We start from the raw sequence: 22948 nt of genomic DNA, 5'->3' as shown, positions 1-22948 counted from the left end.
ATGGTCGCCGTCGCCGGCTGCGGTGGCTCTGCCACCGAGGCGCCCGGGTCCGACGCTTCGGTCTCCACCGGCGATGGGCTGGTGATCGACGAGGAACGGATCGCCGACAAGGCGTTGTTCGACGCTGCCGCGGGCGGCTCGGTCGACTTCTACTCCACCAGCGACGCCGCGACCGAGGAGCGCGTCATCGACCGCTTCACCCAACAGACCGGCATCCCCGTCACGCTGACCCGGCTCACATCGGCCAAGATGGAGGAGCGGGTCCGCAGCGAAGTCGGTGCTGGCAGGTTCGGTGCCGACGTCCTCCGCTCGACCGACCCGCTGTTCATCGCCGAGCTCGCCGCCAAGCGGGCCCTCGTCCCATGGTCACCCCCGTCGGCCGATGAACTCACGAAGTCCGGGGCGATGCAGCCCGGCGACCCTGGGATCACCAGCTTGTACGGCGCCTACGCGCTCGCCTTCAACAACCGCGTCGTGACACCGGAGGACGCCCCGGCGAGCTGGAGCGACCTGACCGACGCGAAATGGGCTGGCGGCAAGCTCGGGCTCGTCCGCCCCACGGCCGCTGCGGCAGCCTACGCAGACCTCGGCCTGCGCAACTTCGGGCCCGACTTCTGGCCGAGTGTGGCAGCGAACTCCCCGCGGATCTTCGACAGCGTCTCGGTGCAGTCCGAGGCCCTGGCCAGGGGGGAGATCGCCGTCGCGATCTTCCCGGTGAGCTCGGCCTTCGCCGCCGCCGAGCAGGGCGCCCCAATCCAGCTCGTCATTCCCGAAGACGTCGGGGTTGCGGCCTTCCCAGTCACCATCGGTTTGACCCAGACCGGCGCGAACAACCCTGCCGCCAAGGTTTTCCTCAACTGGCTGATGTCGAGGTCCACGCAACAGTTCCTGGCAGGTTCCGGGATCATCCCAGCCCGCAGCGATGTGTCTCATGCGGAGGGGCGGGGGCAAGCAAAGCTGCCGGCGGTGGGCACGCCCCAGCTACAGGTGTTCACCATGGCCGACCAGCAGGCGCGGCGCAGCGAGGTCATCGCCACCTGGAACAAGGCATTCCACATCACGACCACCGGCTGAGGACGGGGACGTGCCCCGTCGGGGCGCCTCGCCCCTGGGGCTGCGCAGCGTCGTGCCCGCACCGCCCGGGTCCGTAGGCCACTCGCGGCCGTGACGTAGCCGACAAGATCCGCGGCCTGCACATCGTGATCGGTGTGCGGGCCGCGCTGCGGCATCGTGGCCGCACGGGTCGCGGGCAGCATGTCGACGTGCCGATGGGCGACGCCATGATCGCTTTCGTTCGACCCGCCCGCCGCTCGGCTAGTACTCCAGCCGCAATTTGTTATGTGATCTTCCGATAGGCTTCGATCTTGTGGAGTCGTCGGAGGATCTCGAGGCGTGGGCCGGTGGCCTGGACGGGTTGTTCGGGCTGGTGGCGGGCCGGTTCTTCCGTGCGGAGCCACGGCGGCGGGCGCGGGCGTATGTGCGGGGGTTGCTGGCGCCGTTGGCCGGGAAGAACGGGTGGACGCTGGCCGAGGTCGCCGGTGATTCGACCCCGGATGGGATGCAGCGGCTGCTCAACGCCGCCACGTGGGATGCCGATGGCGTGCGGGACGATGTGCGGGACTACGTCGTGGAGCACCTCGGCGAGCCGGGTGGGGTGCTGATCGTCGACGAGACCTGGTTCCTGAAGAAGGGCAGCAAGTCCGCCGGTGTGCAGCGCCAGTACTCGGGCACCGCGGGGCGGGTGGAGAACTGCCAGCTCGGGGTGTTTTTGGCCTACGCCACCGGGAAGGGCCGCACCCTGATCGACCGCGAGCTCTACCTGCCGAAGTCGTGGACCTCGGATCGGGAACGCTGCCGTGCGGCGGCGGTCCCGGATGAGGTCGATTTCGCCACCAAGACCGCCCTGGCCAAGGACATGCTCGGCCGTGCCCTCGACTCGGGTGTGCCCGCAGCGTTCGTGGCCGCCGATGAGGCCTACGGGCAGGACTACAAGTTCCGCTCCTGGTGCGAGCAGCGCCGGATCGGCTACGTCGTCGCGGTCCCTCGCAGCCAGACCATCCCGCTGTCGATCGACGGCGACCTCACCCAGATGGCAGGCGCACGCCGAGCCGACGATCTCGTCGCCCGTGCCCCGGAACAGGCATGGAAGCGGCGCTCCGCCGGCCCCGGAGTGAAGGGCGAGCGGTTCTACGACTGGGCGGTGGCCTCGCTGTATCCGCCCGAGAACGCCCCTGCCGGGTGGGGCCGATGGTTGCTGGTGCGCCGCCAGATCCTCACCGATGAGCAACTCCGGGCCGGCGCGGAGCCGGAGCTGGCCTACTACCTGTGCGCCGGCCCGCCCGGCACCACCGACGCCGACCTGATCCGGGTCGCCGGCACCCGCTGGGCCATCAAGGAATGCTTCCAGACCGCGAAGAACGAAGTCGGCCTCGACCAGTACCAAGTCCGCCGCTACAACGCCTGGTACCGGCACATCACCCTCGCCCTGCTCGCCCACGCCTACCTCTCGGTCACCGCGGCCATCGCCCCAAAAGACCTGGCAGCGGCCTCATCCCGCTCACCCTCGCCGAGATCCGACGTCTCCTGGCACCTCTGACCCACATACCCACCCACACCCTGCGATGGGCCTGGTCCACCTGGCGACGACGACACCAACACCGCTCCCGCCAAGCCCACTACCGCCGCCGCGAACGACATACCTAACGAACTGCGGCTGGAGTACTAGGGAGTGTCTGACGGATCTTGGTGGGGTTGTCGGCCAGGATGGGGGTCGTGGCTGAGCGTCGGGTTCTGTCGGACGAGGCGTGGGCGTGGCTGGAGCCGCAACTGCCCGATCGCAGGCCGCGTCGGGGTGTGCGCTGGCGTGATCATCGGCAGGTGATCGAGGCGATCGCCTGGAAGTGCCGGACCGGGGCGGCGTGGCGGGAGATCCCGGCCGAGCGGTTCGCGCCTTGGCAGACCGCCTATGAGCGGCAGACCCGCTGGAGCGAGGATGGCACCTGGGCGCGGTTGTTCGCCGCCGCCCAGGCCGACGCGGATGCCAGCGGCGAGCTGGACTGGTTGGTCTCGGCGGACTCGTCGCTGGTCCGGGTCCACCAGCACGGTGCCGCGGCGCGGCGGATCGGCGGCAACGCCGCGACCGCACCCGGCCCGGCCTCGCCACCGGACACGGTCACAGGGGGCAAGGTCGAATGACAAGAATTTCCGACTCGATCACCGGCGGCGGCGGGAGAGATCCGTCGTCTGCGAGCCTGCCGATCATGCCATCGGCCGGTCCCGCGGCGGGCTGACCACCAAGGTCCACTCCATCGCCGACGGCCAGGCGCGGCCGCGGGTGCTGCAGCTGACCGCCGGGAACGTCAACGACACCACACAGTTCGCCCAGCTCATGGCCGGGATCGCGGTGGCCCGCCCGGGCCGGACCGGCCGCGGACCCGCCCGGACTACGTGCTGGCCGACAAGGGCTACAGCTCCCGAGCCAATCGGGAGCTGCTGCGGCGGAGCGGGATCGCCCACACCATCCCCGAACCGCGTGACCAACAGGCCAACCGGGCCCGGCGCGGCTCACGAGGTGGCCGCCCGGTCGGGTTCGACAAGGACCGCTACCGCCGCCGCAACACCGTCAAGGGGGCTTCTGCCAGCTCAAACACTGGCGAGGGTTTGCCACCCGCTACGATCGACACGCCCGCAACTACCTCGTAGCCCTCCAGCTCGCGGCCCTACTCACCTGGCTCCCATGATCGCTCAGGCACTCCCTAGCCGCGGGTGCTGGTCCGCAGCGCAGGCCGCACCGCACCGCGGACGGCTGGATCTGCCTGATGCAGTATTCGCGGCGCAGCGGGGAGACTTCTTCGGCCTCGGCGGACGACCGGAGCTGGCCGACGATCCGCGGTCGCACCGTTGACGACCGCCACCGCCACATGGGGGAGCTTCTCGGCCTCACCGGCGCCGTCACCCACTAACTGCGGATGTGCGCTGAACGGGAAATCCCAGCCGCTGCGCTTCGCGACCTCGCCACGGTCCACCAGGATCCCTACGTTCTGAACCGAGGCCCGCTGGAGCGCGCGTTCCACCCGAGAGCTCCAGTACTTCAACGCCCGGACGCCCGTGGACCTCAGCGACAGCCCGGTCGTGCAGACCCGGCCGGCGCCGACGGCCGAGCTCCTGGCCGAGCTCGGCAACTCGCCGGAACGGATCATGGCACTGCTCGCAGACGGCGTCGTCGGGGCGTCGGCTGCGGATCAGAGGGCGTCGTGTCGACGTTCGTGCTGGTACACGGCGCTTACCTCGGCGGGTGGTGTTGGCGCCGGGTCGGCGAGGTGCTGCGCCTACGCGGGCGCACCGTGTTCACCCCGACACTCACCGGGCTGGGGGAGCAGGCCGACCTGCTCAGGCCGCAAGGTCGGGCTGGCCACCATGGTCGAGGCGTGGTCGGGGTGGTGGAGGCGTGGTCGGGGTGGTGGAGGCCGAGGAGCTGACCGACGTCGTGCTCGTCGGGTACAGCTTCGGCGCGCTGCTGCCCAGGGACGCGGCTGCCGCATCCGCAGAAAGACACACGGCCCCTGATGAGCGGTCTCACCAGGGGCCGCTGGATCAGCTCGCGGCGCGCACCATATCCCGCACCGCGCCGACCACCTCGGACACGTCCCGGGCGGTGTCCACCCGTCCCACTGCCTCGATGAACGCCTCGATGAGCTCTGCCGGAACACCCACCTCGGCGCACAACGCCCACGCCACCGGGACGACCTCGTCCCAGCGGACTTTGTAGTCGCCGTCTCCGGGACCGCTCACGTCCCGCAAGGTGCGCCCGTCGGCCAGCTCCAGTCGCAGGTGCGTCTCGTACTGACCCAGGTTCGGGTCCGCGACGATGCGCACCTTCGGGACGAGCTCCAGCACAGCCGGGTTGTCGAACTCCCGCAGCGTCGCATACCCCACCGTCCCGGTCGCCCAGGTCAGCGCGGCACAGAACGGCGCACTCATGGTGGTCTGGGACGCGGCCGAGAAGGGGCCCGCGTACCGGATGCCGAGGAACTCCGCCTCGAAGGGGCAGAGCCGGACCTCGAGCTCCTCCAGGACGGCGCCCTCGCCGGCCTGGGCCCGCAGGGCGGCGACGCCGTGGATCATCCCCCGCAGGAACACGCAGGCCGGGTGGGGCTTGTAGGTGACCTCTGGGAACTCGAACTGCCGGCCGAGATCGACGGCGAGCCGGGTGCCGTGGTCCGAGGCCGCACCGCCGTAGGCGCTGTAGAAGCCGGCCGGGCCGTGCAGGGCGGAACCCGCCGCGTTCAGCCCGGTGGACACCAGCTGCGCGGCGCTGACGCCCGCGCGAGCGGCGAAGCCGGCCTGGAAGGGCGACTCGTCGGTGCCCGCGGTGACGTACTCCCGCAGGCCCCCGGCCAGGTTGGCGGACACTGACAGCGCGTTGCGGGTGGTCGCGGCATCGAGGCCCAGGCCCCGGGCGGCGACCGCCGCCGCGGCGAACACGCCGTACACGGGGGTGGTTCGGAAGCCCCGCTCCGACAGGGCCTTCGAGTGGTCGCGGCCGATCCGCAGGCCTGTTTCGTAGCCGGCGACGAGCGAGGCGAGCATCTCGGCACCGGAGAGGTTGCCGTGCTGCGCGACGGCCAGCGCCGTCGGGATCACGACGCCGCCGATGTGCCCACACGCGTGGGAATCGCCCTGCACCCGGCCGGACAGCAGGACGCCGTTGGCCAGCGCCGCGTTGCTCGCGCTCGAGGCCACGCCGTCCAGCAGCCGCACCGAGCTGCCGGCCGGGGGGCCGTCGAGGTCGAGCGTGCGGCAGATCATCTGTGCGGGCGGGACCCGGAGGGTGGCCATGCCCACCGCGAGGCCGTAGAGCACGCAGCCGCGCAGCGTCGGCAGCAGCTCGCCGGGCAGGTCGGCCAGCGAGAAGTCCGATGCCCACGCCGCCAGGGCGTCGAGGTCTGACGCGGTCGACGACGGAGCGATCTCGTCGACGGCGGTCATGCGGCGGCCACCCGGTCGGCACCGTTCGGGATCGTCATCAGGAGCTCCTCTCTACTTCGAGACGTAGGACGTGTCGATGTAGTCGGCCGACGAGTGCACGGGCTGGAAACCCGAGTACGTCTTCATCATTCCGACGACTGAGTCCACAGTGGCCAGGGACGGCTGCGCGTGCGCGGCGATGCTGCCGCCGCCGACGTAGAGGTCGTACGCCTGCTTGCCGAAACCGCTCTTGATCTGCATGACGCCGGTCTCGGCCTCTCGGATCACCGCGTCCTTGTTGGCCGGGTCCATCAGCCAGTCGCTGGCCTCGGCCAGCCCGTCGACCAGGCGCTGCATGGCCTCTTTCTTGTCGCCGGAGAGGTTCTTCCCGGCCGCCAGGAAGTGCCCGTAGTTCGTCGACGGGTCCTGACCGGCCGTCGCCAGCTTCGGAAGCCCGTCGGCCACTGTGTAGAGGCTCTGTGGTGCGGCGAGCATCGTCGCCGCCGCCTGGCCCGTGGTCAGGGCGGCGAGCCGTGAGCTCGACCCACCGACCGAGATCTTGATGACGTCGTCGGGCTTGACCCCGTCCGCAGCTAGGAGGGCGAGCAGCGACAGCGTGGAGCCCTCGGTGGGGCCGACGACGGCGACCTTCTGCCCCTTCAGCGCCTGGACGTTGTCGACGCCCTTGGCTCCGACGAGCATCTCTGGCTCCTTGTCGGTGAGCCCGGCTACGAGGCTCACGTCGGCCCCGCCGTCGGCGACCCTTATCACCGAGTCGGCGGCCGAGGCGCAGGCGTCGAGGGAGCCGGAGGCCAGCGCGCGGAGGCAGTCCGAGTCCCGCTGCACCTGCACCAGCGTGACGTCGAGGTTCTTCTTCTTGAAGATCCCCTGGTCGATGGCGGCCTCCAGGGGCCAGCCACCGGGTGCGGGGATGATGTAGCCCACCCGCACGTTGAGCGGGGTCGACGCCGCCGGTGTCGCGTCCTGTGAGGACCCGCACGCCGCGGCGCCGATGAACGCCGCCATGGTGGCGGCCACCAGTGCGACTCTCGACCTGCTCAGGAAGTACCCGTTCTTCGGCATCATTGCCCTTCTCCCTGCTGGTTTGTCTCTACTGGTCAGACGAATCGTCGTGCGTGAGCAGGTGGCGCAGCCTCCTCGAGATCTCGATGAATTCCGGGGAATGCCTCATGTCCAGCACCCGGGGGCGCGGCACGGGAATGTGCACGTCCTCCACGATTCCCGATCCGCGCTGGCCGAGGACCACGACCCGGTCCGATAGCATGATCGCCTCGTCGAGGTCGTGGGTCACGAAGATCACCGTCTTGCGCGTCTCCGCCCAGATCTCCTGCAGCGACATCTGGTGTGTTTCCCGTGATTGCGCGTCCAGCGCCGCGAACGGCTCGTCCATGAGCAGTAGCTGCGGATTGGACACCAGCGCCCGGGCGAGGTTGACCCGCTGGCGCATGCCGCCGCTGAGCTGGTTCGGAAAGCGGTCGGTGAAGTCCCCGAGGCCCACCATCTTCAGCGCCCGCCGGGACCGGGCCATGATGTCCATCGCCGGCTTGTCGTTCTCGATACTGAAGCAGACGTTCTTGATCGCCGTGCGCCACGGCAGCAGGCGGTCGTCCTGGAACACCATGGCCGCCTTGGCCGTGCGCCCGGTCACCGGAGCGCCCCCGAGGGTGACGGTTCCCGCGGTCGGCCGGACCAGGCCACAGAGGATCCGCAGCATGGTGGACTTCCCGCACCCGCTCGGCCCGACGATCGAGACGAACTCACCGGGTCGCGCGGAGAACGAGATGTCGGAGAAGATCTCCAGGGGCTCGCCCTTGCGCATGGTGTACGCGTAGTGCACCCCCTTCACGATGAGTCCGTCTATCGGCGCCCCGTTCTTCGAGCCCGTTCCGTCGTCGATTGCGGTGGACGTCTCGCTCACGGCCATGAGTTCCTTCCCATTGCCCGGTGTCCTATTTAAGAGTTCTGCCACGGCATGGCCTTGCGACCGGCGTATTCCAGGAGCTTGCTCAGGATGACGCCCTCCACGGCGAAGATGGCCACAGCGACGTACACGCTCGCGGTGTCGAAGTTCGATGCGGCCGTGAAGATCTCCAGGCCAAGGCCGTGCACGCCGCCGAAGAGCTCGCCGGCGACCACAGCGGTCAGGCTCCTGCCGACACCGACCTTGAAGCCGGCCAGGAGATACGGGATGCTGCTCGGCACCGCGATCTTGCGCAGGCACTGCACCGTGTTCAGGCCGAACGACCGGCCGAGCTCGTAGAGCGGCTCACCGGTCTGCTGGACCCCGGCGCAGGCGTTCAGCGCGATCGGGAAGAAGGCCGTCAGCGCGACGATGGCGACCTTTGAAGACGGGCCGATGCCGAAGGCCACGATGAAGATCGGGCCCAGGCCGATCACCGGCATGGCCTGCACGGCGCTGAGGATCGGGTTGACGACCGTCCCGACCCTGTTCCAGTAGCCGGCCATGAAGCCGACGGCGGTGCCGAGGACCACGGCGATGAGGAACCCGAAGACGAACTCCAGGCCACTGATGTAGATGTCCTGCTGCAGCGCCCCCGAGTTCCATAGGCTCGCCGCCTTGGCGAAGATCCGCTCGATCGGGGCCAGCACCAGAGGCTGGTCGAGGAGGTGGGACAGAGACTCCCAGAGCACCAGCGCGACGACCAGGGTCAGCCAGAAGGGCCAGTTCAGGCCCCGGAGTCGGCGGTTCACCAATGCTCCGACGCCCCATCCCTCGGAGGTCTGCACGATGTCGGGGCCGGCGGGACCGGCACCCGGCCCGCCCGGAACGCTCTGTTGGGGATTGCGCGGCACGTCCTGTCCGACGCCACGCAGGTCGCTCTTCGACACCATCGTCGGCTCCACGGTTTTGATTGCGAGAGACCGGAATCGGTCCGAGACCGGCCTGACTGCACGGAACGAGGGGGCGGCGGGGGACGCCGCCGTGGGCGGTGCTGCGAGAGCGTGTTCAGCGAACCGGTGCGGGAGCACGCTGCTCGAAGCCGAACACTGCGTTGTCGGCCCCGAGCTCGCTGGGCTCGGGCGGGACGGGAGGCCGGTACCTGCGTAGGACGAAGGGGAATCCCTTCAGGTGGCGGCCGCCGTCGTCGAGGTAGACGCGCCGGTCCGCGAAGCGGGGCGACGCGGCGCGGGTCCGGCTGTCGTGCACCGGGGCGGCGGGGACGCCCGCGGAGCGCAGGGCGTCGGAGGCCTCCAGCGGGGAGCGCTCCCGCGCCCAGGCCTCAAGGGCGGCCCTCAGCTCCTCCTCCCGCTGCGCCCAGCGGGCCGGGTCGTCGGGATCCCAGTCGAGGCCGACGAGGCCGGCGAGCGCCGCTCGCTCCGCGCCAGTGCGGCAGGCGACGGCGAACCATCCGCTGCCCCGGCCGGCGCAGCGGTAGGTGTCGTGCGGGAAGGCCCCGGGCCGCTGGTTGCCGCTGGGCCTGGGCACCGTGCCCGTGGTGGCGTGCTCGCAGAGCAGGCCCGCGAGCGTCCAGGCGACCACCTCGCGCTGGGCCAGGTCGATATGCCGCCCGCGCTCGCGCACGGCGAGGCAGTAGCCGACCACGCCCGCCCCGAGCAGCGAGACGATCTGGTCCGGGTAGTTGACGTCGGAGGACGACCACGTCGGTGTCTCCGCGTCGTACCCGGTTATCGAAGCCAGCCCAGACGTCAAGTCCAGGGTCGAGCCGAACGACTTGAAGCGGCTCTCCGGGCCAGCCTGCCCTTGGCTGGACATCGACAGGTAGATCACGTCGGGGTTCACCGCACGGATGTCGTCGTAGGTGATGCCCAGCCGCTCAGTGACGCCCACCCGGAAGTTCTCCACGATCACGTCGCACGTGGCCGCGAGCTCGAGCAACCGGGCCCGCGCCTCGGGATCCTTCAGGTCGAGGGCGATGCTCTGCTTGCCGGCGTTGTTGGCGTCGAACGCCGGCGACTCGGGCGGCAGACCCGCTGCCGGGACGGGCTGCCCGGGCAGGAGCCATCCGCGGAAGGGGTCGGGACGCTCATACGACTCGACCTTGATGACTTCCGCGCCGTAGTCGGCAAGCAGCCGGCCGGTCGCGGCTCCGGCGGTGATCGTGCCGAAGTCCAGAACGCGCGTGCCGCTCAACGGGGCCTCGGCCGCGGGGCGCACGGGCAGCGGGCCGGGCCGATCGCGCCACCCCCTGGCGGTGCCCGGAGAGGGCACCGGGCCGTCGGTCCAGGGCAGCCCGTGGAACAGAGGGCCGACGGGCCAGCCATCCGCGCCGGCCTCTCGCACGAAACCGCGGCTTCGCAGCTGCGTAGACGCGGCGAGGTCGGCGACGTCGGCGGCGTACCCGAAGGGCAGCCCGGCGAGCTGGGCCCTCGTGTACGTCTCCTCCTTCCCGCGCTCCGCGGCCCACTGCGCGACGACCGCCCACCACTCGCCCGCCCGGGCCGCGCGCGCGGCGGGTGACCGGAGAGCAGGATCCGCGAGCCGCGGATCGTCGACGACCTCTACCAGCAGGTCCCACTCGGTGTCCTGGAAGACCACGCCGATCCAGCCGTCCCGGCACGGCAGCATGCGCCACCGCCCGCCGGTCCGCCCGGTCCGGCGGGCGACGACCCCGGCGCCGCGGAAGCTCATGTCCGTCTTCCAGTCCATGTACGCCGCTACGTCGCACATCGCGACGTCGACGAGGTCGCCCCCGGCGCCCCGGCTGCGGCGCAGCAGCGCCAGGCTTGCCCCGTAGAGCGCGGCGAAGGCGGCGGCGTACGCGGTCTGCTCACCGCCCAGCGATAGGGGACGGCGGTCCGGCTCCCCGATCATCCACGCCAGACCTCCGGCGGCCTCGGCGAGCAGGCTGTCGCCCCAGACGTTGGCCTCGGGGTTGTCGAGGCCGAAGCAGGTCAGCGAGACCACGACCAGGTCGGGCCAGAGCCGCCGCAGCGCCTCCGGGCTCCATCCGCGCTCGTGGAGCTGCGCCTCCGGGGCGTCGGTGATCAGCAGGTCCGCGCCGTCGAGCAGCTCGGCGAAGGCCTCACTGCCGTAGGTGTCTTCGGTGGTCGCGACCTCGGTCTTGCCGGCCCGCAGCCAGTCGTGGGCGCTCCCCGAGGGCGCGGGCGCGGCGCACCGGAGCACATCGTGACCCAGCGCGGCGAGGACGCGGCCGAGGACGGCGGCGCCGGTACCGGTCGAGGCCTCGACGACCCGCAGGCGCGTAGCAGGCGTCGGCGAGGTCACTCCGCCTCCTTCGGCCGGCCCTGACCAGCGCTGCGCTCCCCGGCGGCGAACTTCGCCACGCCTTGGGCCACCGCATCGGACTGCGAGCGGATCCGGACGCCCACGCTCTCGCCGTACTCCAGGGCCTCGCCGTAGTCGCTGACGTGCGCCGGGATGTGCCACAGCGCGCGCTTGGACGCGGTGAGCCCGACCGCGTCGAAGCCGGCGATCCGCTCGGCGGTCGCGAGGGCAGTCGGCATCAGCTGCTCGGGCGCGACGGCCTCATTGACCAGCCCCCACTCCGTGGCGGTCCGGCCGTCGATCGGCTGGGCCGTCAGCACCATCCAGGCCGCCCTCTTCGCGGGCAGCCGCAGCTGGGTGGAAGGCCCCGCCATGCTCGGGTAAAGACCGAACCCGATCTCCGGCATGCTGATCCGCGCATCGGTGGATGCGAACGCGAGGTCCGCGGAGTTGATCAGGGTGACGCCACCACCCATCGCGATCCCGTTGACGGCCGCGACGACGATCGCCGGGTGCGCCCGGAGCTCGTCCTGGACCCGGCCCCACGTGCTCTGGCGCACGTCCCGCTCGTCGTCCTCGCCGACCACGCGGTCGGCCATCGGTTCCTTGAGGTCGACACCCGCGCAGAAGGCGGGGCCGGAGCCGGTGAGGACGACGACCTTCGCCCAGCCGCGACACGACTCGAGCGCGCGCACGAGCCCCAGCCGGGCGGCGCGGTTCATCGCGTTGCGCTGACCGGGTCGGTTCAGCGTGATCAGCGCGACGCCGTCCGACACCTTCTCCAGAAGGATCGGCGGTTCGGTCGCGGTGGTCGATCCGGTCATCGGGACACCGCCGTGAACATCGGGATCTGCTGGGTCGCCGTCGCGCGCCGGAACGCCAGCGACACGGGCTGGTCGATGCTCAGGTCTGCCGGATCGATGTCGAGGGTCGTCACCATCATCGGCCCCTCGGCCAGCCGGACCATCGCCACCAAGTACGGCGCCTGGTCGGCGACGGCGGCGAAGTACTTCTGGTGCATGACGACCCAGGAGAAGACGGTTGCCTCGCCCGACACGGCCAGCCACTCGGACCTCGAGCCGAGGCAGTTCGGGCAGATCGGGCTCTCCGGGAAACGCCAGGTTGCGCAGTCGCTGCAGCACTGGAGCCGCAGCTCGTTGGCGTTGCAGCCCTCCCAGTACGGGCGGTTCGCCTCCGTCATCGGCGGCATCAGTTCGGGGTGGTCATCGAGAAGCATCTGGATCACTCCGTGGTCAGGATGTGCGACGAGACGATGGGCGAGGCGCAGACGTACTGGAGGACGTCGCAGCCGGCGACCTGGCGGGCCTCCGCCTCGCCGCGGACCTGGCGGACGGACTCGACGAGCAGGGCCCAGCCTTGCATGTAGCTCTCGGCGGTGTGGCCGCCGGAGGTGTTGAGCGGCCGGTCGCCGTCGTAGCCGATCCCGTGCTCGCGCACCCACTGCCAGGCCTCGCCGCGCGGGGCGTGGCCGAAGCCCTCGAGGGAGAACAGGATCGTCGGGGTGAAGTTGTCGTAGACCTCGAGGCACTTGATGTCCTCCGGGGTCACGCCCGCCTGCCCGTAGACCTCCCGGGCGACGTTCCGGCACGAGGTGTAGAAGAAGTCGTCGCTGCTGTAGAAGTTCGTCAGGTCGCCGGTGACGGCGCTCGCGGCCACCCGGACGACCGGCTTGGCGAGGTCCCTGGCCCGTTCCACCGTCGTGACGATCAGGGCGACGCCGCCGTCGTTGATGATGCAGTAGTCGTAGAGCCGCAGCGGCTCGGCGATGTAGCGCGACTCGAGGTACTGCTCCCGGGTGATCTCCTTGCCCATCACCGCGTAGGGGTTCAGCGCCGCGTTGCGCCGGTTGTTCATCGCCAGCGGGGCGAGTGCGTCGTCGGGGGCGCCATACAAATGGCGGTAGCGCTGATACATCAGGCCGACGTAGGCGCCCGGCGAGGTCAGCCCGTACATGGTGTCGTAGCCGATGGTGGGGCCGCCGCCCTCGCCGCCGTACTTCATCTTCACCGACCGGCCGTTGTTGCCGTAGACGCACGCGACGGTGTCGGCCTGGCCGGTGGCGACCAGGGCCGCGGCCTCGAGCAGGGCGACACCGCTCATTCGCCCGCTGCCGACCAGGCTGTTGACGATGCGGGGCCGGCGCAGCCCGATGACGTCGGCCAGCCGTTCGTACTCGACCCGGGCGGTCAGCAGGCCATCCAGGTCGTCCTTGGCTAGGCCGGCATCGCTCAGCGCGTTGCGCAGCGACGTCGCAGCCAGGTCGTAGGCGTCCCACTGCGTCTCGCGGTCGGCGTAAAGGGCGGCAAAGTCGGTGTGCCCGACTCCCACGATCGCCACATCTCGAAGCTCAACCACCTTCGGTCCCTTCGCTTGTTCGGTCGGCCGGTCGACTGCGCGCCCAGGCTGCTGCTAGTCGCCGTTCTCGTTGCGCGCCAACGCACGCAGCGCTGCATTGCGGGCGGCGGTCACATGATCGACGGTGGCGCGACGGGCCCGCTCCGGGTCACGGGAACGGATAGCGTCGACGAGGGCGACGTATTCCGCGTGCGACTCCTCCCACCGGCTGGGGTCCGACATCGACAGATTTCGCAGCACCTGGATGCGGTCATGCAAGTTGCCGAGAATCTGGCTCAACAACTCGTTGCCACTACCTCTCAATATCAATGCTTCAAACCGCTCCACCGTCTCCCGGGTCTGCTCGCGGTTCTCAAACGGCTGGATCAGGGCGCAGGCCTCCTCGACTAGCGCTTGATCCGCCCGCTCGGTGAAGTTTGCGATCGCCTGCGACTCCAGGGCCTGGCGCACCTCGTAGATCTCCAGGACGTCCTTGGTCGTGAGGGTCACCACCTGGACGCCCCGGCTCACGCTGGTCTCGACGAGCCCGGCTGCCTGCAGCTGGCGCAGCGCCTCCCGGATGGAGGTACGGCTCGTGCCCGTCAGTTCGATGAGCCGCCGTTCGGTCAATTTCTCGCCCGGAGAAAGAATGCCGTCAAGTATTGCCTGGCGGATCACCCGGAATAGTTGGTTGCGGACCATTTCGTGTGGCCGCTCGATACGGAGAACGCTGTCATTCACAGCCCGGCTCCCTGCTGTCCGGAGTTTGTACGACATCGTACATCTTACAGAACTGTAATGTGTGATGCCGTGACTCCAGCGGGACGAGGCGTCCGCCGGCTATCGGTACCCCGTCCCCCGATCAGCCCACCTCGGCCGGTGTCCGGCCGCCGGCCTGGCGCAGCGCCGACAGCACCGGCTCCCACGAGGTGAGAGTCTCCAGCTGCTCCAGATCGGAGACGAGCCGCCGACTCGCGCCGTCGTCGAGCCCGCCCGCGGTGAGGCAGTCGAGCACTTTGCCACGATGTTCGTCGCGGGTCATCGGACGCTCCGGGCACCCTCGGAAGCGGTCGCAACGCACGACGATCTCGGTGCTGTCCCGCAGACGTACCGTGACCCGTGCCCAGGTGCCCTCGAGCGTCTCCGGGATGTCCGGGTTCTGCTGCAGGCGCACCTTCGGCAGGAGCGCCTGCACCGGCTCGCTGAAGGCGGTGTCGTCGTGGAAGCTCCCGATGATCACCCGCTCCTGGGTCAGCCCCACGGCGGCGGCGTACTCGTAGCTGAACTTCCCGTCCAGCCCGGACACCGGTCGCGGACGCGAGAGGGCGGCCCGAAACAGCGGCGGCTCGACCACGACCTCGGCGATGGCAGACACGTCGAGGCGCGGATCCTTGCGCAGTTGCTGGCAGGCGTCGATCACCCACTGCATGAAGATCTCGGCCGGGTAGCACTTGATCGTGAAGCCCGGCGAGACGATCGCATAGTCCTCGCCGAGGCCGGCGAGCAGCAGGTCGGGCCGGAACGGCTCCTCCTCGTAGAACGTCTCGAAGTGGCCGCCGGACATCTCTAGGACGCGCGGGTTGCCGTACATCCCGCGGGCGGCGAGCAGCGCCGATTCGACGCCGGTGCGCGCCGAGTTGCCGGGATGGGTGGGCTTGGCCATGGTCCCGTTGTTGGCGAACAGGCCGCCGGCGCGCGAAGCGGCGAGACCGAACGCGCCAGCGATCTGGTCGGCGTTCAGCCCCAGGACGATCGAGCACGCGGCGGTCGCCCCCAGCGGACCTACGACCCCGGGCGGGTGGAACCCGCGGAAGCCGCTCTGGCTGCTGGCCGTGCGGACCTGCTGTTGGACCTGCCAGCCGACCACGAAGGCCAGCACTGCGCGATTCGGCGCTACCCCGTAGCGCTCGGACAGCGCGAGCACACCGGGCAGGATCGACGAGGTGCCGTGGGCCGGGGGCGTGCCCTGGACCTCGAAGTCCAGGGAGTGCAGGGCGATGCCGTTGAGCAGCGCCGCCGTGGCCGGTTCGGCCGTGACGGGGGAACCCACGACCGTGCACGGTCCCGAGGCGTCCTCGAGCAGGGCAGCCCGGGCCAGGGTTGGAGCCGGTTCGCCGCTGCCCGCCACCAGGCACCCGACGCCGTCGAGTAGCGCCACCTTGGCGGCCTCGAGGGCCGCGACCGGGAGATCGTCGAGACTGGCGTCCGCCACGAACTCCGCGAAGGCTTGGGTGGCCGGCTGGTCGTGGTCGTAGGGCATCGGCTACTCCGTCACCAGCTGCTCGAAGACCTTGGTGCAGTCGTCGCTGTCGGCGATGCCCCAGGCGAGGTCGAACATGTGGTCGGTCTCGGCGCCGAAGACGGAAGTCACGAGGTTGCGCCACTTGGCCTTGATGTCGTCGCGGCGCATCGGGTTCCGGTAGGTGCCCTTCGGGTCGGCGGCGTGGATCTCCCGCGTGGTCCCGTCGGCCTTCGTGGCGGTGACGCGGATCTGGAGGGTGTCCGGCCACTCGGCCTCGATCTGGTCGTCCACCACGACGCTCACCTTGCCCATGAGCTCGCGCACCCGCTCGTCGTGCAGCATCTGCTCGCTGTAGGACGACTCGTTGACCTCGCCGTTGAGCAGCGCGACGGAGAAGACGTAGGGCAGGCTGTGGTCCGCAGTCTCGCGGGTCGTGGGCGCCCACTTCGCGGGCTCGCTCCCCGACTCGTGCCGCAGGAACCGTGAGGTGTGCAGGACGATCTCGGCGATGTCGGCCGCCGTCACATCCTCGCGCAGCTCAAAGGCGGCCCAGATGGCGATCTGGCAGTTCGAGGTTGCGGGGAAGTACTTGAGCGCGGAACGGAGCAGTGCCCACTCCACACCGAACGGCTCGAGGTTCATCGGGCCGGCCTTGCCCTCCATCACCTCGATGAAGCCGTGCCGGCCCTCGAACGGGTCGGAGGGGCCGGTGAGGCCGTTCTCCGCGAGCTGGCACGCGAACACCGCTTGACGGGTGCTCACCGCAGTCGCGACGCCCTTGTAGTGCGAGAGCTCGCCGGCCCGGCTGGCCCGCAGCGGCAAACCGTTGGTAGCCGCGAGGGAGATTGCGGTCCGCGTCCGGTCGCGGTCGTACCCCAGCATGTGCGCCAGGCCGGCCGCGGCGCCGATCGCCACCGAGAAGCCCTGGTCGATTGACAGGTTGTCGACCAGCGCGCCCCGGTCCTTCCGGTAGGAACGGTGCTTGAGCGAGATGCGGTGGAACACCTCGTACGCGACGGCGATACCGCTCAGCAGCGTGGGGCCAGACAGCCCGCGCGCACCGGCGACGGCGACGAGCGCACCGATCATGTCGCTCGGGTGTCCGGCGGTGAACCCATCGTTGTAGTCGAGGTAGCGGATCATCGACGTGTTCCAGAAGGCCGCCATGTCCAGCGTGGCCTCGGCGCGGCTGCCGATCACCGTGCCACCCGGACCCCGGGGCACGTCCACGATCGCCGCAGCCACCCGCGCACCCGGGCAGTCCTTCGCCGCCAGCGCGCAGGCGAGGGAGTCGACGAGGATCCCGGTCACGTGTTTGAGCACGTCGTTGGGAACGGCCTCAGCCCGTGCGCCGACGACGAACTCCGTGATCTGGTCCAGCGCGTAATCCATGTGTCTCCTTCGATCCGGTGCGGCAGGTTCAGATTGGGTCGGCCGTGTGGCAGCCCGAGCGGGTCCGCCCGTCAGAGCAGGACGAGACAGGTCGGGCTGCCAACCTCGGCGAGGCGGGTGCGGTGGCTCAGCCGGCCCGCGTCATCGATCTGGAACGCTTCGATCGTGTGGCTGTACTCGTTGGCGACGTAGAGCTCGTCGCGGTCGAATGCCGCCAGGAAGTGGCGCGGGCACACCCCTCGGGTGTCAGTCCAGTCCGCCGCGCCCAAGCCGCCGGTCCCGGGGTCCACCTCGATGTGGACCACGGTGTCCGATCCGCGTGTGGAGGCGTAGAGGTGCCGGCCGGTCGGATCGAGGGCGATCTCCGCGGCGACGACCCTCCCCGAGGTCTCCGGGGCGACGGTCGAGACAGCGTCGAAGGCCTCCAAGACGCCGGCCTCGAGATCGAAGGCGTGTGCGGTGACTGTGCATGCCATCTCGTCCACGCTGTATACGACCGGCAGCACCGGGTGCTCGACGATGTGCCGAGGACCTGACCCCGGCGGAAGCACGGACACGCCGGCGGGCGCGTCCTCGAGCGTGCCGTCCTGCCGCAACCGGAAGCATTCGAGCCGGTCGGTGCCCTTGTCGGCAATCAGCAGCGCGTTCCCGGACCGGGTCACGAGGACACCGTGGGGTCGCGACGACGGCTGATTCGTCGCGTCCGGTCCCGGCGTCCCGGTGAGTACGACGGTCTGGATCAGCTCGGCGACAGCGCCCGTCTCGCCCAGTCGGACGACCCCGACGCTCCCGACGCCGTGGTTCGCGACGTAGAGCGTGCGCTCGTCGGGCGAGATCTCCAGGTGGACGGGATTGGTCCCACCACAGGGTTGCTCACCGGTCACCTGCATCGCCCCGGTCGCCGCGTCGATGGCGAGCGATGACACCGTCGAACCGTCGCCGTGCGCGCAGTAGACGCGATCGCGCCGCTGGTTCACCACGACGAACGACGGGTTGGTCAACGGGACGACGGTGTCGGCCGGGCGCGCGACGCCGTCGGTGAGCCAGAAGGGTTCGATGCCCCGGCCGCGACCGGCACGCTGGATCGAGGTGCGGGTGCCGACCAGGAGAAGAGCCGCGTCACCCATGTCTACACGGAGCTTCGGACGTACTGCGCCGATCTTGCGAGGACCAGGGCGCAAGCTCAAGAGGACACACCATCCACCCCCACGCTGGAGTTTGTACGACGAACGACATAGTACGAACCCGAGGACGGCGTGTCCAGGAATACAGCCGAGCCAGGGCGATCTACAGCCGGCGCATTCGACGACGCGTGGCTGGCTTTGTGCGCCGTGACCAGCGGGAGCCGTCCGCGAGGCCCGCCGGGTCCGGGCCCGAGATTGATCCAACTCCGCGGTCCGCGAGGGCCGTCCGACTCGGGGACGGACGGGCGAGGTCTCCCGGTCACTGCTCGACTGGCCGGTGTCGGGGCGAAGCTCGGCGACGAGGGCGTGGTCCGTGTCCTACTCGCAGAGCTGTCCCAGCAAGCCCGTGAGGGGCTGAGAGGTCATTTCAGGATGACTTTGCCAGTTGTCGATGGCAGATCAGGCCGCAGGCGAGCTGCAGCAGCCCGAGGTGGATGTCGGCGCGGCGTTCGTCGCGGGTGCGGAGCCGTGTGAACGCGTGCAGCCAGGCGAAGCCGCGCTCGACGACCCATTGGATCTTGCCCAGCCCGGAGCCGTGCGCGACACCGCGGCGGGCAATCTGTGGGGGTGATTTCGCGCTGGCGCAGGAGCCGGCGGTACTTGTCGAAGTCGTAGCCGCGGTCGGCGTAGAGCTCTCGGGGCTTGCGCCGGGGGCGGCCTCGGGGTGCCGCGGATCGGCGGGATCGCGTCGAGCAGCGGCAGCAGCTGGGTGACGTCGTGACGGTTTTCGCCGGTTAGAGCCTGTCCCGTGGATCACGTGACGGGGCTCGGAGCCAGATGCGGATCGAGGCGACGTCGACCGTGCCGCGGAAGATGTAGTCACGCTTGTCGAAGCGGGTGGCCACGGCGTGATGGCCCTTGAGTTTGTTGATCGCCCGCTCGACACAGTTGCGCTGCTTGTAGGCCTCCGCGTCGAACACGGGTGGCCGCCCGCCGCGTGAGCCTCGCTTGAGGCGGTTGCGGATCTGGTCGTCCGGTTCCGGGATCGTGGCGGTGATCCCGCGTCCGCGCAGCGCAAAGCGGATCGCGCGGCTGGAGAAGGCCTTGTCGCCCAGGACCCGGCCCGGTCGGGTCCGCGGCCGTCCCGGTCCGCGGCGCTTGATGTTGACCGGTCCATGACGGCGGTGAAGGCCAGCGAGTCGTGGCGATGCCCGGCGACGGTGACCGTCGAGATCGGACGTGCCCTGTGGTCGGCGGCCAGCACGATCTTGCTGGTCAGGCCGCCGCGGGAACGGCCGATCGCCTCCCGGGCCGGCCGGGTCGAGCGTTTCTTGTCATTCGACCGAGCCCCCCGTGTCCAGCTCGAGTGACGCCAGGACCTCCTGGTCGATGTCGGCGGGTGGGCGGTGACGGGCCCCGGCAGCATGTTGATGGGCCCGCACCACCGCACCGTCGACGGCCACGGTCCAGTCTGGGCCCTCGGCGGAGTCGGCGCCGCGGCGCAGCTCATCGAGGACACGCTCCCAGGTGCCATCGGCCGACCAGCGGCGATGCCGGTTGTAGACGGTCTTCCAGGAGCCGAAGCTCGCCGGGACATCCCGCTACGGCACGCCACAGCGGGTCCGTCAGAACACCGCGTTGAGCACCGTCCGGTGATCAGCCCACCTGCCACCCCGCTGCGGGGTCGTGTCCGGCAACAACGGCTCCAGCCGCGCCCACTCGGCGTCAGTCAGATCGTGACGATCCAGCACCGGAACGATCTACCGCATCCGCCCGTCAAGATCCACGGGACACGCTCTAGGGTGACCGCGAGGGGGGCCCCGTGCCCGTCGACGATCAGGTGGTGCTTGCAGCCGGGGTGGCCGCGGTTGACCGGGGACGGCCCGACATGGTCCCCCGTTGAGCGCGTGCACGTGCGAGGCGTCGACCGCCATCCGGTCCAGATCCAGCTGTCCGGCGGCGCGCAGCTCGGCAAGCCGCAGCTCGTGCAGGGCCGGCCACACGCCAGCCTCGGTCCAGTCCCGTACCCGCCGCCAGCAGGTCACCCCGGAGCAACCGAGCACGCGACAGCAGCGTGAGCGCGCCCCGTCAGTTCACGCTGTCAAGGGCGGTGCGCAGGTCTGCCCAGAGGTCGTTGATGTGCTCGCATCCGATGCTCAGCCGTAGCAGGGTTCCGGGCGCGCTGGAGCCGGTGTAGCGGGCGCGGCGGTCGATGAGGCTCTCGATTCCGCCCAGGCTCTTGGCGTGGGTGAACACCTCGACCCGTTTGCATACCGCTTCGGCCTGGTCCTCGGTGCTGTCGAGCTGGATGGAGAGCATGGCGCCGAAGCCGGTCATGAAGCGCCGGGCGCGCTCGTGGCCGGGATCGTGGGGGAGGCCGGAGTAGTGCACGCGGGTGACGAGCGGATGGTCGGCCAGGCGTTCGGCGAGGGTCATTGCGGATCTCTGCGCCGTCTCGAGTCGTACGGGCAGGCTGCGTAGTCCGCGTAGCGCGAGCCATGCCTCGAGGGCGCCGGGGGTGGCGCCGGTTTGGGCTCGTGCGTGGGTGAGGTGGGCTTCGTCGTCGGCGTCGCGGGTGCTGATGATTCCGAGCATGAGGTCGCTGTGTCCGCCGATGAACTTCGTCGCGCTGTGTAGTGAGAAGTCAGCGCCCATCGTCAGCGGCTGCTGCAGCAGGGGCGTGGCGAAGGTGGAGTCGACGACGACCTTGACCGGCTCGTCGCGCAGCGCGGGCAGGATCCGGTCCAGCTCGGTGATCTCGATCAGCGGGTTACTGGGGCTCTCGAGCCACAGCAGTGCGGCGTCCTTCGCTGCGGCGAGGGTCGCCGCGGTGTCGGTGGTGTCGACCTCGGACAGAACGATCCGCCCCTTTTTAGCCCGCTCACGGAGCAGGCTGCGCGTCCAGGCGTAGCCGGCTGCCGGTCCGACCACCTTTGCGCCTGCGGGCAGTGTCTCCATGATCGCCGCTGCTGCGCCGATTCCGGATGCGAACGCGGTGGCCGTGCCGCCCTCGAGGGTGCCGACTGCTTCTTCGAGGGCTGCCCAGGCGGGGGAGCCCTGCTCGCGGGCGTAGGCGCCACCATGGAAGTTCGAGGCGAGCACGACCGGCGGGTTCAGCGGCCCGCCGAGGACGCGGTCCCCACGGCCGGCGTGGATGGCCAGCGTGGAGGGATGAAGTTCAAATGGCACGCGCATCCTTTCGAGGCGGAGACCGCGGATCTCGACGCGGCACTGGATCTTCTCAGGCGGCTCGCCCCAGGTCACTTGGAGTGGGTGGCGCACCCTCGACCAGCCCGGGGCCCTCCGTTACTCGCGGCAGGTGGCCTGGTCACTTGGCAGCACTGCTGGTCCAGGGCGGTGTCGAATCGTGGGTCGCATGTGGCTCGGTGACCGGGCCCGGCGCAGGAGTCCGGATGCGGTCACGACCGCGTTGCTGACGACGATCAGGCCGATGCCGAGCCATTCCGCAGCGGCGAGCGGCTGGGCGAGAACGAGCCAACCGACGAGCGCTGCCCAGACCGGGTTGAGGCTGGTCAGGATGGCGAAGATGTTGGCGGGGACTCGGCGCAGGGCGAGCAGGTCGCAGGTGAACGGCACGACCGACGACAGCAGGGCGCAGCCCACGGAGAGCAGCAGGGCGGTGAGCGCGGGCGGATTGCTCACAAACAGGATGGCCGCGATCGGCAGCCAGACCACGGCGGAAACCGTGCTCGCGGCGGCCGTGCCCTGCACGCCTGGCATCCGCCGCCCCAGCGTGCGGTTGAGCAGGATGTAGCAGGCCCAGGCGACGGCGGCGACCAAGGCCGAACCGATGCCGAGGAGGTCGCTCGAGGCGTTCGGGTGGGTCAGCACCACGACCCCGACGACGGCGGCGAACGCCGCGGCGATGTCGGTGGTCCGCCGGGATGTGCTGATCGCGACCGTGAGCGGGCCAAGAAACTCGAGCGTGACGGCGAGCCCGAGCCCGATGCGGTCGACGGCGGTGTAGAGGCTGAGGTTCATGACGCTGAACGTCACGGCCAGGCCGAGCACCGGGCGCCACTGGTGCAAGGACATCGCCCGGTAGGGCGGGCGAGCGATCGGGGCCAGGACGAGCGCGGCGATCAGCTGGCGCACCGCGACGACGCCGACCGGCCCGAGTGCGGGGAACGCCAGCGCACCGATCGCCGCCCCGGTCTGGTTGGCGATCGCGCTGCCCATCGCCGTGGCCACCCCGGCAGCGTGCTGGCGGGGCGTCGCCGTCGACGCCGTCCGGGGAGCTGGCGAGACGCTGGCCGCTCGCTGTTGCTCCTTGAGCGTCACAACTTGACCGTATGAACTCCGCGCAGCGACGAGCAAATGCAATGTGTGTTGCTGGCATAACGTGAAGTCATGGACTGGACGCTCACGGAGCTGCGCTACCTCCTGGCGGTGGTGGACGCTCGGTCGTTCACTGTCGCCGCCGGTGAGCTGGGCGTGTCGCAGGCGGCGGTCTCGCGGGCGGTGGGGAAGCTCGAGCGCCGCCTCGGCGAGGGCCTGCTCGTTCGCACCCCACGCGCGTGCGAACCGACCCCGCTCGGCGTGCAGCTCACGGCGCAGGCCCGTCGGGTGCTCGCCGAGGTCTGAGGTTCCCCCGCTTGCTCGGAGATCGACGATCAT

At 70.1% G+C, this 22948-nt stretch carries 18 protein-coding genes and 4 pseudogenes; 5 read left to right on the top strand and 17 right to left on the bottom strand.

What is annotated here, in order from left to right; all coding sequences use genetic code 11:
* The 4 genes and pseudogenes from ACFQH9_RS30420 (at position 1) to ACFQH9_RS32230 (ending at position 3195) form a co-directional block, all read left to right on the top strand.
* Positions 1–1074: an ABC transporter substrate-binding protein gene (locus ACFQH9_RS30420; protein ID WP_379571600.1), complete on the top strand. Its 1074-nt coding sequence runs from the start codon at positions 1–3 to the stop codon at positions 1072–1074.
* A 104-nt stretch (positions 1075–1178) separates the two neighbouring features.
* Positions 1179–1355 (top strand): annotated as a pseudogene (locus ACFQH9_RS30415) (CoA transferase); the annotation flags it as partial.
* Complete coding sequence (locus tag ACFQH9_RS30410) at positions 1352–2596, top strand: IS701 family transposase (protein ID WP_465269548.1); 1245 nt, start codon at positions 1352–1354, stop codon at positions 2594–2596. The pseudogene ACFQH9_RS30415 and the gene ACFQH9_RS30410, both read left to right, overlap by 4 nt.
* 167 nt (positions 2597–2763) lie before the next feature.
* The gene (locus tag ACFQH9_RS32230; protein ID WP_417715131.1) at positions 2764–3195 is read left to right on the top strand and encodes an IS5 family transposase; all 432 of its coding nucleotides are present in this window, start codon (positions 2764–2766) and stop codon (positions 3193–3195) included.
* A gap of 1398 nt (positions 3196–4593) precedes the next feature.
* On the opposite strand, the gene ACFQH9_RS30400 is transcribed toward ACFQH9_RS32230, so the two are convergent.
* From ACFQH9_RS30400 to ACFQH9_RS30320, 17 genes and pseudogenes are all read right to left on the bottom strand, one after another.
* Positions 4594–5988, bottom strand: coding sequence for an MmgE/PrpD family protein (locus ACFQH9_RS30400; protein ID WP_379571596.1), 1395 nt, complete (start codon positions 5986–5988; stop codon positions 4594–4596).
* Positions 5989–6039: 51 nt separating this feature from the next.
* Complete coding sequence (locus ACFQH9_RS30395; protein ID WP_379571594.1) at positions 6040–7053, bottom strand: ABC transporter substrate-binding protein; 1014 nt, start codon at positions 7051–7053, stop codon at positions 6040–6042.
* Positions 7054–7078: 25 nt separating this feature from the next.
* The gene (locus ACFQH9_RS30390; protein WP_379571592.1) at positions 7079–7906 is read right to left on the bottom strand and encodes an ABC transporter ATP-binding protein; all 828 of its coding nucleotides are present in this window, start codon (positions 7904–7906) and stop codon (positions 7079–7081) included.
* 35 nt (positions 7907–7941) lie between these two features.
* Positions 7942–8841 carry an ABC transporter permease gene (locus tag ACFQH9_RS30385; RefSeq protein WP_379571590.1) on the bottom strand — a complete coding sequence of 300 codons (900 nt, stop codon included), beginning with the start codon at positions 8839–8841 and terminating at the stop codon, positions 7942–7944.
* Positions 8842–8956: 115 nt separating this feature from the next.
* Positions 8957–11197, bottom strand: a complete 2241-nt coding sequence (locus ACFQH9_RS30380; RefSeq protein WP_379571588.1) for a CaiB/BaiF CoA-transferase family protein — start codon at positions 11195–11197, stop codon at positions 8957–8959.
* Positions 11194–12021 carry an enoyl-CoA hydratase/isomerase family protein gene (locus ACFQH9_RS30375; protein WP_379571586.1) on the bottom strand — a complete coding sequence of 276 codons (828 nt, stop codon included), beginning with the start codon at positions 12019–12021 and terminating at the stop codon, positions 11194–11196. Before ACFQH9_RS30375 ends, ACFQH9_RS30380 begins: the two co-directional genes overlap by 4 nt.
* Positions 12018–12434, bottom strand: coding sequence for a Zn-ribbon domain-containing OB-fold protein (locus ACFQH9_RS30370; protein ID WP_379571584.1), 417 nt, complete (start codon positions 12432–12434; stop codon positions 12018–12020). Before ACFQH9_RS30370 ends, ACFQH9_RS30375 begins: the two co-directional genes overlap by 4 nt.
* Positions 12435–12439: 5 nt before the next feature.
* Entirely contained in the window at positions 12440–13555 is a 1116-nt protein-coding gene (locus tag ACFQH9_RS30365) for a thiolase family protein (RefSeq protein WP_379571582.1), read from the bottom strand.
* 72 nt (positions 13556–13627) lie between these two features.
* Positions 13628–14293 carry a GntR family transcriptional regulator gene (locus ACFQH9_RS30360; RefSeq protein ID WP_379571580.1) on the bottom strand — a complete coding sequence of 222 codons (666 nt, stop codon included), beginning with the start codon at positions 14291–14293 and terminating at the stop codon, positions 13628–13630.
* Positions 14294–14414: 121 nt separating this feature from the next.
* Complete coding sequence (locus tag ACFQH9_RS30355) at positions 14415–15812, bottom strand: MmgE/PrpD family protein (protein ID WP_379571578.1); 1398 nt, start codon at positions 15810–15812, stop codon at positions 14415–14417.
* 3 nt (positions 15813–15815) lie between these two features.
* Positions 15816–17186, bottom strand: a complete 1371-nt coding sequence (locus ACFQH9_RS30350; protein ID WP_379571576.1) for an MmgE/PrpD family protein — start codon at positions 17184–17186, stop codon at positions 15816–15818.
* 71 nt (positions 17187–17257) lie between these two features.
* Positions 17258–18313, bottom strand: coding sequence for a lactonase family protein (locus ACFQH9_RS30345; RefSeq protein ID WP_379571574.1), 1056 nt, complete (start codon positions 18311–18313; stop codon positions 17258–17260).
* 424 nt (positions 18314–18737) lie between these two features.
* A pseudogene (locus tag ACFQH9_RS30340) lies at positions 18738–19108 on the bottom strand (transposase); the annotation flags it as partial.
* Positions 19105–20058, bottom strand: a pseudogene (locus ACFQH9_RS30335) (IS5 family transposase). The pseudogenes ACFQH9_RS30335 and ACFQH9_RS30340, both read right to left, overlap by 4 nt.
* A 50-nt stretch (positions 20059–20108) precedes the next feature.
* Positions 20109–20373 (bottom strand): annotated as a pseudogene (locus tag ACFQH9_RS30330) (IS5/IS1182 family transposase); the annotation flags it as partial.
* Positions 20374–20398: 25 nt separating this feature from the next.
* A complete protein-coding gene (locus ACFQH9_RS30325; protein ID WP_379571572.1) occupies positions 20399–21574 on the bottom strand; it encodes a trans-sulfuration enzyme family protein in 1176 nt (391 codons plus the stop codon).
* A gap of 42 nt (positions 21575–21616) precedes the next feature.
* A complete protein-coding gene (locus ACFQH9_RS30320; RefSeq protein WP_379571570.1) occupies positions 21617–22654 on the bottom strand; it encodes an EamA family transporter in 1038 nt (345 codons plus the stop codon).
* A gap of 27 nt (positions 22655–22681) precedes the next feature.
* On the opposite strand from ACFQH9_RS30320, the gene ACFQH9_RS30315 reads away from it, so the two are divergent.
* A complete protein-coding gene (locus ACFQH9_RS30315) occupies positions 22682–22915 on the top strand; it encodes a LysR family transcriptional regulator (RefSeq protein WP_379571568.1) in 234 nt (77 codons plus the stop codon).
* The last annotated feature ends 33 nt before the right edge of the window (positions 22916–22948 follow it).

The sequence above is a fragment of the Pseudonocardia lutea genome (assembly GCF_042658055.1).
Taxonomy (GTDB): Bacteria; Actinomycetota; Actinomycetes; order Mycobacteriales; family Pseudonocardiaceae; genus Pseudonocardia; species Pseudonocardia lutea.
Note: the sequence above shows the minus strand (reverse complement) of the source record. Positions and strands in the feature narration are given on the sequence as shown.